The organism is Streptomyces sp. HUAS 15-9 (assembly GCF_025642155.1).
In the GTDB taxonomy this organism is placed as follows: domain Bacteria; phylum Actinomycetota; class Actinomycetes; order Streptomycetales; family Streptomycetaceae; genus Streptomyces.
Genome location: NZ_CP106798.1, coordinates 4,652,138 through 4,664,895 on the forward strand (window position 1 = coordinate 4,652,138; position 12,758 = coordinate 4,664,895).

General features: G+C 72.1%; 12 protein-coding genes. All 12 read left to right on the top strand.

Annotated elements, in window-relative coordinates:
• Positions 1-41 precede the first annotated feature (41 nt).
• The 12 genes from N8I87_RS21530 to N8I87_RS21585 all read left to right on the top strand — a co-directional run bounded on the left by N8I87_RS21530 (position 42) and on the right by N8I87_RS21585 (position 12,646).
• The gene (locus N8I87_RS21530) at positions 42-359 is read left to right on the top strand and encodes a hypothetical protein (protein WP_263210869.1); all 318 of its coding nucleotides are present in this window, start codon (positions 42-44) and stop codon (positions 357-359) included.
• 373 nt (positions 360-732) lie between these two features.
• Positions 733-1,257, top strand: a complete 525-nt coding sequence (locus tag N8I87_RS21535) for a DUF2617 family protein (protein WP_263210871.1) — start codon at positions 733-735, stop codon at positions 1,255-1,257.
• 87 nt (positions 1,258-1,344) lie between these two features.
• Positions 1,345-2,985, top strand: coding sequence for a polyamine aminopropyltransferase (locus N8I87_RS21540; RefSeq protein WP_263210872.1), 1,641 nt, complete (start codon positions 1,345-1,347; stop codon positions 2,983-2,985).
• A 123-nt stretch (positions 2,986-3,108) separates the two neighbouring features.
• Positions 3,109-3,924, top strand: coding sequence for an SRPBCC domain-containing protein (locus tag N8I87_RS21545; protein WP_263210874.1), 816 nt, complete (start codon positions 3,109-3,111; stop codon positions 3,922-3,924).
• A 28-nt stretch (positions 3,925-3,952) separates the two neighbouring features.
• Positions 3,953-4,741 (top strand): aldose epimerase family protein, encoded by a 789-nt coding sequence (locus N8I87_RS21550; protein ID WP_263210875.1) that lies wholly within the window; start codon positions 3,953-3,955, stop codon positions 4,739-4,741.
• Between the two features lie 10 nt (positions 4,742-4,751).
• Positions 4,752-5,300 (top strand): orotate phosphoribosyltransferase, encoded by a 549-nt coding sequence (gene pyrE / locus N8I87_RS21555; RefSeq protein ID WP_263210876.1) that lies wholly within the window; start codon positions 4,752-4,754, stop codon positions 5,298-5,300.
• Positions 5,301-5,517: 217 nt separating this feature from the next.
• Entirely contained in the window at positions 5,518-6,549 is a 1,032-nt protein-coding gene (fbaA, locus tag N8I87_RS21560; protein ID WP_263210877.1) for a class II fructose-bisphosphate aldolase, read from the top strand.
• Positions 6,550-6,623: 74 nt separating this feature from the next.
• On the top strand, positions 6,624-8,096 hold the full coding sequence (locus tag N8I87_RS21565; protein WP_263210878.1) for an MFS transporter: 1,473 nt from the start codon (positions 6,624-6,626) through the stop codon (positions 8,094-8,096).
• Positions 8,097-8,827: 731 nt separating this feature from the next.
• The gene (locus N8I87_RS21570) at positions 8,828-9,241 is read left to right on the top strand and encodes a DUF3151 domain-containing protein (protein ID WP_263210879.1); all 414 of its coding nucleotides are present in this window, start codon (positions 8,828-8,830) and stop codon (positions 9,239-9,241) included.
• A gap of 144 nt (positions 9,242-9,385) precedes the next feature.
• Entirely contained in the window at positions 9,386-10,234 is an 849-nt protein-coding gene (locus N8I87_RS21575; protein WP_263210880.1) for a tryptophan 2,3-dioxygenase family protein, read from the top strand.
• Complete coding sequence (kynU, locus tag N8I87_RS21580) at positions 10,227-11,480, top strand: kynureninase (RefSeq protein WP_263210881.1); 1,254 nt, start codon at positions 10,227-10,229, stop codon at positions 11,478-11,480. The genes N8I87_RS21575 and kynU overlap by 8 nt, the downstream gene beginning before the upstream one ends.
• Positions 11,481-11,755: 275 nt before the next feature.
• On the top strand, positions 11,756-12,646 hold the full coding sequence (locus N8I87_RS21585) for an alpha/beta hydrolase family protein (protein WP_263210882.1): 891 nt from the start codon (positions 11,756-11,758) through the stop codon (positions 12,644-12,646).
• Positions 12,647-12,758 lie beyond the last annotated feature (112 nt).

Here is a 12,758-nt window from a genome sequence, read left to right on the forward strand (position 1 = left end):
CACGGGGGGCCGCTTCGGGGGAACGGAAGGAGGGTGACGCCATGGTCATCGGCATCATCCTGGCGGTGATCGCCGCGGTCCTGTTCGTCGGGGCCGTGGCGAAGGGATCGCGCAAGAACCGGTACGGCAAGCGGTACCGGAGCGGCTCCCGCTCGTCGTCCTCGTCGTCATCGTCGTCGTACGACGGCGGCAGCAGCGGTAGCTGGTGGGCCGCGGGGGGCGCGGACGGGGGCTCGTCCGGGGGGCACCACGGGGGCCACTCGTGCGGCGGCGGTCACTCCTCGTGCGGGGGTGGCTCGTCCTGCGGCGGGGGCGGTGGATGTGGCGGTGGCGGGGGCGGATGCGGGGGAGGCGGCTGACACGGGGCAGCCGAGCTCCGGGGAACAGGGGGAACCGTATCCGGGCCGCACACCGAGCGCCCGCCGGGAGAAGGCATCCGGCGGGCGCTCCGGCGTACGCGCGGGTCGCCAGGCGCACTTTGTTGTTGAACAGTTGAGCTGTGGAGCCCCCTGAGGGATGGAAACCCCACGAAGTTGGGTAAAAACGCTGTGGCGGCGCCACAGTTCATGATTCCCTCTAAATCACCAACGCAGCCCCTCGGACGCCCTGCAGACGCCTTTTCCCCGGCTGGGCAGGCGGGGCCCACCGGGCAGACGCGGCAGATCTCCCGGTACCGACCGAGGTGCGCCGGACCACTCTCCCTTTCTCTTTGCGTGCCAGCGGAGCCGATCCATGCTCACGACCCTGAACACCTCCTACACCGATACGCGCGCGGCCGACCTAGCCTGGGCCCTGGGGCGCGAGCCGCTCCCCGCCCTGGCCACGCTCGACCTCGAATTAACCGGCGCGAAGCTCCAGTTGAGACTTCTGGGAGCGTCCCACCAGGTACTTCTCGAGGAGGAGCGCGGAGGCTGTTCGGAGACGGTTGCGTGCATCCCAGGGTCCAGCACGCCCCTGCCGCTCGGCGTCGCCAAGCGGGCCGGCGACTGGGAGTACGAGTTCGCGGCCCGTGTGGAGGTGCTCTCGCCCGGATCGTTCGCGGGCCGCGCCCAGGAGTTGCTGGCCCTGGTCTCCGACCATCCGCACGGCCTCGCCGGCGTCTTCCCCGGCAGCCCGCACGCCTTCACGGCGATGCTCGCCCAGCGGCACGAGGGACAGGTGCAGTGGCGTACCTGGCACGCGTATCCGCAGGACGGCCAGCTGGTCGCGACCCGGACGAGGGTGGGCGTACGGGTGCCGGCGGCCCAACTCCGCTAGGCCGTCAAACACCTTGCGTGTCAACGTGCTTCAGATCCACACGTGTGGGTGACGAAGCGTACCGAGCGTGTGACGTAACGTCGCAGAGTGATCGAACCGCAGGCGCCCGCCCCACCCGGCACACCGCCGCCCTGGGGCCCTCCCGTGCGGCTGCCGGTGCGGCAGGCGACCGGTCGGTTCCTCGTCCTCGCGTGCGTCTTCGTCTGCGCGGCCTGCGGACTCGTGTACGAACTCGAACTCGTCGCCCTCGCCTCGTACTTGATCGGCGACTCGGTCACCCAGGCATCCGTCGTTCTGTCCGTCATGGTCTTCGCGATGGGCATCGGCTCCCTCGTCGCGAAACGGCTGCGCTGGCACGCCGCCGCAGGATTCGGCGCCGTGGAGGCGGGGCTCGCGCTCACCGGCGGATGCAGCGCGATGGCGCTCTACGCGGCCTTCGCCTGGACCGGTGGCTGGGGCGGCATGTGGGCCAACGGCCCCCGCTGCCTCCTGGTCGCCTTCTCCCTCGCCATCGGTCTGCTCATCGGCGCCGAAGTCCCGCTGCTGATGGAGCTGATCCAGCGCATCCGGCGCCAGGACGCGGGCGGCGCCGTGGCCGACCTGTTCGCCGCGGACTACGTCGGCGCGCTCGTCGGAGGCCTGGCCTTCCCCTTCCTGCTCCTGCCGTTCCTGGGCCAGTTGACCGGCACCCTGCTCACCGGTGCGGTCAACGTCGTCGCGGGCGGTGCCCTCGTGCTCGGGCTGTTCCGCCGCGACCTCACCCGGCGCGCCCGCTGGCTGCTCCTGATCACCAACGTCACCGTCCTCGGCGTCCTCGCCTCCGCCGCCGTACTCGTCGACGACTTCGAACGGGCCGCCCGGCACGCGGTGTACGGCAACGACGTACGCGTCGCCCTGCAGACCGGCGTCCAGGAAGTGGTCCTCACCGGCGGCACGCACGGCCGCCCGCTCGACCTCTTCCTGGACGGCCGGCTGCGGGTCGGCGGCCACGACGAACGCCGCTACCACGAAGCGCTGGTCCATCCCGCGATGTACGGCGCCCACGCGCGCGTGCTGATCCTCGGCGGCGGCGACGGGCTGGCCGCGCGGGAGGTGCTGCGCCACCGCGACGTGCGGCGGGTCGACGTCGTCGAGCTCGACGCGGGCCTCGTCCGGCTGGCCCGCCACGACCCGGGACTCGCACACCTCAACGGGCACGCGTACGACGACGGACGCGTCCACGTCACCACCGCGGACGCCTTCGGCTGGCTGCGCGGGGCGCCCCGGGCGGCGTACGACGTCGTGATCGCCGATCTGCCCGATCCCGGCATCACCGCCAGCACGAAGCTGTACTCGCAGGAGTTCTACGGCCTGGCCCGGCGGGCCCTGGCACCCGGCGGCCGCCTCGTCGTGCACGCGGGACCGGTCGCCGCCCGCCGCCATGTCTTCTGGACGGTGGACGCCACGCTGCGCGCGGCCGGCTTCGCCACGGCCCCCTACCGGGTCCCCGGCCACGACTCCGGCTTCGCCGCGGGCCCCGACCGCTCGGCCGGTGCGTCCCGGGCCCCCCACGACTGGGGCTTCATCCTGGCCTCCCCCGGCCCCTCGGCCCCTCCCCTCCGCCTGGACCCCCACGGCCCCCGCCTCCGTACGCTCACCGCGAGGGCCCTCACGACGGATGCCGAGGAGGCGGCGCGCATGCGGCTCGGGGGGCTGGCGGCGTCGACGCTGGTGCATCCGCGGTATTGAGTGGGGGTGGCAACCCCTGGTGACGGCGGGTGGCAACCCCCGGTGACGGTGGCCCCAACGCCGGGTGACTCACCAGTGCAGGGGAGGGTACGTACCGCCCCCTGCTGGGTAGGCTTCGCCGACATGGAGCACGAGGTCTTCGTTCCGGTCCCGGTCGAGCGGCTGCGGGAGGCGCTCGCCGACCCCGCGCGGGTCGGCCGGGCGGTTCCCGGGTTCCAGCAGGACGCCGGTGCCGAGCCGGTCGCGGGCCGGCTGAAGGTGCGCGTCGGCAGCCACTCCGTCACCTACCGCGGATCGGCCCGGGTCACCGCCAGGGACGACGGCTCGTACGCCGTCGAGGGCGAGGCCACCGAGGCCCGCGGTACCGGCTCCGTCAAACTCGCCCTCACCCTCCGCCTCCGGGACACCGACGGCGGCACCACCGTCACCGTCGAGGGCACGGCCTCCGCGGACGGCCGCATCGCGGAACTGCCGACGGAGTCGGTGACTTCGGCGGCGACCCGCCTGCTCAACCGATTCGTGGAGGGGCTGGGCGAGGCGGCGCGGGAGCCGGAGCCGGAGCCGGAGCCGGAGCTGAAGCCCGAGTCCCTGCCTGAAGCAGAGGCGGGCCCCGAACCCGACGCCCAAGCCCCCGTCTTCGACACCGAGATCCCCCCGCCCCCCCTGGACCCGGGTGCCGACGACGACCTCCACGACGGACCCTCCGAAGACTTCGCGGAATCGCCCGAACCGCCCGCCGAGGCGGCCCACGCACGGCGCACCATGATCGGCCGCAGCGCCGAGGAGGTCGACCACGCCCCGCCGCGCGGCCGTTACGCCCCCGTACCGGCCCCGCAGACCGTCGCCGCGAGCAGCACGCTGCGCTGGGCGGCGCCCGCCGCGGCACTCGTCGTGGCGGGGGCGATCGTTCTGGGCCGGGCCCTGCGCAGACGCCGTTGATCCTTGATCACCCCAGTAGGGTCGTCCCGTGAGTAACAAAGAGATCACGCTGACCGCGGGCGACGCGGACGTCACCGTGCAGCCCGGCAACGGCGGCCGTATCGGAGGGCTCCGGGTCGGCGGCGTCGAACTGCTCCGGCAGGGCGACCGCTTCGGCTGCTTCCCGATGGTCCCCTGGTGCGGCCGGATCAGGGACGGCCGTTTCCTGGACGGCGCCACCGTCCACCAGATGCCGCTCAACTCCCCGCCGCACGCCATCCACGGCACCGTTCGCGACGGCGCCTGGCGCACCGCCCGCTCCTCCGCCGACGAGGCGGTCATCACGTACGACCTGGTCGACCCCTGGCCCTACCCCGGCCGCGTCACCCAGGTGGTCGCCCTCACCGAGGACAGCCTGACGCTGACCATGTCCGTGGAGACGTACGACTCCTCCTTCCCGGCGCAGATCGGCTGGCACCCGTGGTTCAACCGGAACCTGGGCGGCGAGGACGCGCGGCTCGACTTCAGCCCCGCCTGGCAGGAGGAGCGCGGCGACGACCATCTGCCCACCGGCAACCGCATCGACCCGAAGCCCGGCCCCTGGGACGACTGCTTCGGCATGCCCGGCGGCGTCGACGTCACGCTCACCTGGCCCGGACAGCTGGAGCTGAAGGTCACCAGCCGCGAGCAGTGGGTCGTCGTCTACGACGAGCAGGAGGCGGCCGTGTGCGTGGAGCCCCAGACGGGCCCGCCGAACGGGCTGAACACCCTGCCGCGCCTGGTCACACCGCTGGAGCCGCTGGAGGCCACGACCATCTGGAGCTGGCGCCGCATCTAAGCTGGTCGGCATGACGGACGTACGCGGCGCGCTGCTGCAGCAGATCAAGGACAAGGCCGTGGTGCACGGCAAGGTGACCCTGTCGTCGGGCAAGGAAGCCGACTACTACATCGACCTTCGCCGGATCACGCTGGACGGCGAGGCCGCGCCGCTGGTCGGTCAGGTCATGCTCGACCTGACCGCCGACCTGGACTTCGAGGCGGTCGGCGGGCTGACGCTGGGCGCCGACCCCGTCGCCACCGCGATGCTGCACGCGTCCGCCGCGCGCGGGAAGGTGCTCGACGCCTTCGTCGTACGCAAGGCGGGCAAGGCGCACGGCCTGCAGCGCCGGATCGAGGGTGCGGAGGTCAAGGGCCGCCGCGTCCTCGCCGTCGAGGACACCTCCACCACCGGCGGCTCCGTGCTGACCGCCGTCGAGGCGCTGCGCGAGGCCGGCGCGGAGGTCGTCGCCGTCGCCACGATCGTGGACCGGGCGACCGGCGCCGCCGAGGCGATCGCCGAACAGGCCGGGGTGCCCTACGTGTTCGCCTACTCGAAGGACGACCTGGGCCTCGACTGACGCGCGAGGTTGCCACACCGGTCGCCCCGGGGGTGACGCATCGGTCGACCCGCGGGCGGCGCACCGGCTTGACCCGCGGGTGACCACTCCTTGACCAGGAGCATCGAGCATCGGCTCAGGTCTGGAAAGATGGGGACGACGATGACGTCACCCCCAAGGTCTAGGTCAGGGCCGTAAGCACGCAGAACGCCGACCCGCACACTCAAGGAGCGGACAGATGCCCATCGCAACCCCCGAGGTCTACAACGAGATGCTCGACCGGGCGAAGGCAGGCAAGTTCGCCTACCCGGCCATCAACGTCACCTCGACCCAGACCCTGCACGCGGCACTGCGCGGCTTCGCGGAGGCGGAGAGCGACGGCATCGTCCAGATCTCCACGGGCGGCGCCGAGTTCCTGGGCGGCCAGTACAGCAAGGACATGGTGACCGGCGCGGTCGGTCTGGCCGAGTTCGCCCACATCGTCGCGGAGAAGTACCCGGTCAACGTGGCCCTGCACACGGACCACTGCCCGAAGGACAAGCTCGACGGGTACGTACGTCCGCTGATCGCGATCTCCGAGGAGCGCGTCAAGAACGGCCAGAACCCGCTGTTCCAGTCGCACATGTGGGACGGCTCGGCCGAGACCCTCGCCGACAACCTCGCCATCGCGCAGGAGCTCCTGGAGCGCACCCGCGCCGCCCGGATCATCCTCGAGGTGGAGATCACCCCGACCGGCGGCGAGGAGGACGGCGTCTCGCACGAGATCAACGACTCCCTCTACACCACGGTCGAGGACGCCATCCGCACCGCCGAGGCGCTCGGCCTGGGTGACAAGGGTCGTTACCTGCTGGCCGCGTCCTTCGGCAACGTGCACGGTGTGTACAAGCCGGGCAACGTCGTGCTCCGCCCCGACTTGCTGAAGCAGCTGAGCGAGGGCGTCGCCGCCAAGTTCGGCAAGCCGGCCGGCTCGCAGCCGTTCGACTTCGTCTTCCACGGCGGCTCCGGCTCCACGCCGGAGGAGATCGCGACCGCGCTGGAGAACGGCGTCGTGAAGATGAACATCGACACGGACACGCAGTACGCGTTCACGCGCCCCGTGGCCGCCCACATGTTCCAGAACTACGACGGCGTCCTGAAGGTCGACGGCGAGGTCGGCAACAAGAAGACCTACGACCCGCGCACCTGGGGCAAGGCCGCCGAGGGCTCGATGGCCCAGCGCGTCATCCAGGCCACGCAGGACCTGCGGTCGGCCGGTACGAAGATCAAGTAACCGGTCGCGGTACCCCGTACCCCTGGTGAGCCCGGCGCCTGTCTACGGCGCCGGGCTCGCTGTATACCTGGGACATGCCCGATGTCCGGCTGGCCTCGTCGCAGGGCAGGTGGATCCTGCTCACCACGGTGCTCGGCTCCAGCATGGCCATGCTGGACTCGACCGTCGTCAACGTGGCCCTGCCGCGCATCGGTGAGGACCTGGACGCGAGCCTGGCCGCGCTCCAGTGGACGGTCAACGCGTACATGGTGACGTTGGCGGCCCTGATCCTGCTGGGCGGCTCGCTCGGCGACCGCTACGGCCGCCGGAAGATCTTCGTGCTGGGCGTGGTCTGGTTCGCCACGGCGTCCCTGCTGTGCGGGCTCGCCCCGAACGCCACGGTCCTCATCGCCGCCCGCGCCCTCCAGGGCATCGGCGGCGCCCTCCTCACACCGGGCTCCCTCGCCCTGATCCAGGCCTCTTTCCACCCGGACGACCGGGCCAAGGCCGTCGGCCTGTGGTCGGGGTTCGGCGGCGTCGGTGCGGCCGTGGGCCCGTTCCTGGGCGGCTGGCTGGTGGACGGTCCCGGCTGGCGCTGGGTGTTCCTGCTGAACGTCCCGCTGGCCGTCGTGTGCGCCCCCGTCGCCGTACGGCACGTGCCCGAGTCGTCCGACGGAGGCGGCCACGGCCGCTTCGACGTCCTCGGCGCGACCCTGGGCGCCCTGGCGCTGGCCCTGGTGACCTACGCGCTGATCGAGGCGCCGGGCGGGTCGGTCCTGGTAGCCATCACCGCAGTGGCGGGCGTGGCGGCCGCGGTGGCCTTCGTATACGTGGAGAAGCACCGCTCCGACCCGATGATGCCGCTCGACATTTTCTCGTCGCGCCAGTTCACGGCAGTCAACCTGGTCACCCTGTGCGTGTACGCGGCCTTCAGCGGCTTCTTCTTCCTCACCGCGCTCCAGCTCCAGGTCGTGGCCGGGTACTCGGCCCTGCAGGCCGGTACGGCACTGCTGCCGACCACGGTCCTGATGCTGCTGTTCTCGGCCCAGTCCGGCGCCCTGGCCGACCGCATCGGCCCCCGCATCCCGCTTACCGTCGGTCCGCTGCTGTGCGCCGTCGCGATGCTGCTGATGCTGCGGGTGGGCAAGGACGCGAACTATCTGACCGACGTGCTCCCCGCCCTGCTGGTCATGGGTACCGGCATGGTCACCCTGGTCGCCCCGCTGACCGCCACCGTCCTCGCCTCCGTGGACACCGCGCGGGCGGGCCTGGCCAGCGGCATCAACAACGCGGCGGCCCGCGCGGCCGGCCTGATCGCGGTGGCCGCGCTGCCCCTGCTGACCGGGATGGGCCCGGAGGCGTACCGCTCTGCGGACGCCTTCGAGACGTCGTTCCGCAGGGCGATGCCGATCTGCGCGGCGGTACTGATCGCCGGGGCGATCCTGGCCTTCACCCTGGTACGCCGACCACCCCCGGACTGCCGCCACCCCGAATGCCGCACCCACGGCTGCGTGACGGCACCCCCACTGGAACGGGGGCCGGCTTCATCCGGCCGGCTCGGTAAGTGAGGAGGGGTGCGCGGGGTGGGGTGTGCGGGGTGGGGTGTGCGGCGCGGTGTGCGGTGCGGTGTCTGAGGCCGCTTGTCCGCGGACGAGGCATGCCGTCCCGATCCCCCACCCACCCGCAGGGGACGGCATGGCTCGGGCGAATCCAGCCTGTGCGGCGTCCGAGGATGAGGAGTGCCGTCCCGACCCCCACCCACCCGTGGGGGCGGCGTGGCTCGGCCGGTGCGGTGCTTGGGGACGAGATGTGCCGTCCCGAACCGCCACCCACCCGGAGGGGTGGGCATGGCTCGGGCGAATCCAGCCTGTGGGGCGTCCGAGGATGAGGAGTGCCGTCCCGACCCCCACCCACCCGTGGGGGCGGCGTGGCTCGGCCGGTGCGGTGCTTGGGGACGAGATGTGCCGACCCGAACCGCCACCTACCCGCAGGGGACGGCATGGCCCGGCCGAATCCAGCCTGTGGGGCGTCCGAGGATGAGGAGTGCCGTCCCGACCCCCACCCACCCGTGGGGGCGGCGTGGCTCGGCCGGTGCGGTGCTTGGGGACGAGATGTGCCGTCCCGAACCGCCACCCACCCGCAGGGGACGGCATGGCCCGGCCGAATCCAGCCCGTCCGGCGTTTGAGGACGAGGCCGTTCAGGCCGACAGCGGGGTTCTGGGGGCGCAGCCCCCAGGAAGTGGGCGGCACCCGCCGCTCCCACCTGCCGACCCCCGGAGGGATCCCGCAGACTTGGGGCATGAGCATTCACGAGAACCTCCTCGGCGGCCCGCCCCCCACCCACCTCCCCGACGACCCGGAGCCCCGCGAGCTGCTCGCGCAGGGCACGGCGCCGGCGGATGTCGCCGCGAAGTACCCGACCTCCTCGCTCGCCTGGGCCCAGCTGGCCGACGACGCGTTCGAGCGGGGCTCGGTCGTCGAGTCGTACGCCTACGCCCGTACGGGCTACCACCGCGGCCTGGACGCGCTGCGCCGCAACGGCTGGAAGGGCCACGGCCCCGTCCCCTGGGAGCACGAGCCGAACCGCGGCTTCCTGCGCGCCCTGCACGCCCTCGCTCGCGCCGCACAGGCGATCGGTGAGCAGGAGGAGTACGAGCGCTGCACGCAGTTCCTGAAGGACTCGTCGCCGACGGCCGCCCAGACCCTGGGCTGATCGGCCCACACGGTGTGGCCCGTCCGGCACTGGACGGGCCTTGCCGTAGCCGGGGGGATTACAGAGGATGCCGGTGGGGACCGGGGCCCCCGTGCCGGAATCGGCAGGGGCGGACCGCTACCCGGAGTAACACAGGAGACAGCGATGTCCCAACAGGCTCACCAGTCCCCCGAGGCTCAGGAGCCCGAGACCCCGCATCTCGACTTCGCCGGCACGACGCCGTACGAGGACTACGTCAAGGCGGACGTGCTCACCCACCTCCAGCACACCCTCTCCGACGATCCCGGAGAGATGGTCTTCCTGGTCACGACCCAGGTGATGGAGCTGTGGTTCACGGCCATCGTCCACGAGTGGGAGACCGCGGCCGAGGCACTGCGGGGGGACCGGGTCCCCGTCGCGATCGACGCGCTGAAGCGTTCCGTACGGGAGCTGGAGGCGCTGAACGCCTCCTGGAGGCCGCTCGGCCAGCTCACCCCGGCCCAGTTCAACTCGTACCGCTCCGCCCTCGGCGAGGGCTCCGGCTTCCAGTCGGCGATGTACCGCCGTATGGAGTTCTTGCTCGGCGAGAAGTCCGTGTCGATGCTCGTCCCGCACCGGGGCGCGCCACGCGTCCACGCCGAGCTGGAGAAGGCGCTGCACGAGCCGAGCCTGTACGACGAGGTGGTACGGGTCCTCGCGCGCCGCGGCCACGCGATCCCCGCCTCCGTCCTGCACCGTGACGCGTCGCTGCGCCACGAGCCCTCGGAGGCCGTCGAGGCAGCCTGGACCGCCGTCTACTCCGGCGACCCGGACGACGAACTCGCCCGCCTGGGCGAGGCGTTGACCGATGTCGGCGAGCTCGTCTGGCGCTGGCGCAACGACCACCTGGTCGCCACCCGCCGCGCGATGGGCGCGAAGCCCGGTACCGGTGGCTCGGCCGGAGTGGCCTGGCTGGAGAAGCGCGCGCAGAAGAACGTGTTCCCGGAGCTGTGGACGGCGAGGTCCCATGTCTGACCTCGTCGCACGCGCGGAGCTGATCGCACGCGCGGAGAAGCTGGACGCCGAGGACGAACTCGCGTACCAGCGGGAGCGGTTCGTCCTCGACGACGTTGTCTACCTGGACGGCAACTCGCTCGGCGCGCTCCCCGCGAACGTCCCCGGACGGGTCGAGGATGTCGTCCGCCGCCAGTGGGGCGAACTCCGCATCCGCTCCTGGGAGGAGAGCGGCTGGTGGACAGCGCCCGAGCGGATCGGCGACCGCATCGCCCCGCTGGTCGGTGCGGCGCCGGGGCAGATCGTCGTGGGCGACTCCACAAGCATCAACGTTTTCAAGGCACTTGTGGCCGCCGTACGGATGGCGGGGGAGGACCGGGACGAGATCCTGGTCGACGCCACGACCTTCCCCACGGACGGGTACATCGCCGAGTCGGCCGCCCGGCTGACCGGCCGTACGCTGCGGCCGGTGACGCCGGCCGAGGTGCCGGGCGCGCTGTCCGGCCGTACCGCCGCGGTGCTGCTCAACCACGTCGACTACCGCACCGGCCGCCTGCACGACCTGCCCTCGCTCACTTCGGCGATCCATGCGGCGGGCGCCATCGCGGTGTGGGACCTGTGCCACAGTGCGGGCGCGCTACCGGTGGGTCTGGACGAGCACGGCGTGGACCTGGCGGTCGGCTGCACCTACAAGTACCTGAACGGCGGCCCGGGTTCACCGGCATACCTGTATGTGCGCAGCACACTGCAGGACTGCTTCGACTCGCCCCTGCCCGGCTGGAACTCCCACGCCGACCCCTTCGGCATGCGCACGGACTACGCACCCGCGCCGGGTGCCCTGCGCGGCCGCGTCGGCACGCCGGACATCCTGTCCATGCTCGCCCTGGAGGCCGCGCTGGAGGTCTGGGACGGGGTCTCGGTGCGGGCGGTGCGCGCCAAGTCGCTCGCCCTGACGGACTTCTTCCTGGAGTGCGTGGGGTCGTACGTCCCGCAGGGCGTCGTCGAGTCGCTGACCCCGTCGGCCCACGAGGAGCGTGGCAGCCAGGTCGCGCTGCGCTGCTCCCCCAAGCTCTCAACCTCGTTCGAGCAGGGAGGTGCCCCCGTCGCCGGGGACGTGATGAAGCGGCTGATCGAGCTGGGTGTGGTCGGTGACTTCCGGCATCCCGACGTCCTCCGCTTCGGCTTCACACCGCTGTACGTCGGGTTCGGGGACGTGGAGCGGGCGGCGCGGGTTCTGGGTGAGGTGCTCGGGGAGTTGTCCCGGTAGACGCTGGGGCGGCTGCCTCGGTGGGTGCCTTGGTTGGTGCTCAGGCAACTGCCTCGGTGGGTGCTCGGGCGGCTGCCCCTGCGGCCGCCGGAATCCGCTGCCCGGCCCGTGCGCACGCGGGCCGGGCAGCCGTACGCCAGGGGAGGAGAACCGTTTAACCTCACCCAGCGTGACATCCCCGTGTCCCCGCATGTCATCGGCCTGATACCGTCCCCGCCAACGGCCGATTTCCCACCTGGTCCGCCAAACCCGTTACACCGCTGAGAGGTTGGAGCATGCCGGACGACGCCGCAGCAGCCCGCGCCGCCGCCGAAGAGGAGTCGGCCTTCTCACACCCGCCGGTCGACCCCGACGTCACAGCGACGTACGGCGACCATCCCGACCAGGTGATCGACTTCTACACCCCGCGCGGCGCCGAGCCCTCGGAACCGGCCTCCCTCGCCCCTCTGGTCGTGGTTCTGCACGGTGGGGCCTGGCGCGCACCGTACGACCGCCGCCACATCACCCCCTTCGCCGACTACCTGGCCCGCCGCGGCTTCGCCGTGGCCAACGTCGAGTACCGCCGCGGCAGCGCGATCCCGGCCCAGGGCGGTGCCGGCCCGGTCGCCGGTCGCTGGCCGGACACCTTCGACGACGTCGCCGCCGCGCTGGACGCCCTGCCCGCGCTCGTCCACGAGCTGCTTCCGCAGGCCGACCCGCGCCGCACCGTGCTCACCGGCCACTCGGCGGGCGGCCAGCTGGCCCTGTGGGCGGCCGCCCGGCACGTCCTGCCCGCCGACGCCTCCTGGCGCACGGACCGGCCCACCCCCCTGCGCGGTGTGGTCGCCCTCGCCCCCATCGCGGACTTCGCGGTCGCGGAGAAGCTCGATGTCTGCGGCAACGCGTCACTCCAACTCCTGGGTGGGGAGGAGAAGTTCGCGGAACGTCAGCCGTACGCGGACCCGGCCCTCCTGCTGCCCACCGGTATCGCGACCACGCTCGTGCAGGGCCGTACGGATGTAGTCGTGCCGCAGGCGGTGGCCGAGTCGTACGCGGAGGCGGCGGCCAAGGCGGGGGAGGTCGTGGGGCTGACGCTCCTGGAGGACGTCGGTCACTTCCCGCTGATCGATCCCGCGGCGGACGCGTGTGCGGTGGTGGCGGAGGAGATTGCGCAGCTGGCGTGGTGACAGGGCCTGTGACAGCGCCTGTGCCGGCGCCTCCGAGGAGGCGACCCGGTCATACCCGTAGTACCTGAGAGCTACGCAGGAGAAGAGTTCCCTGGCGGGACGCGAACGACGT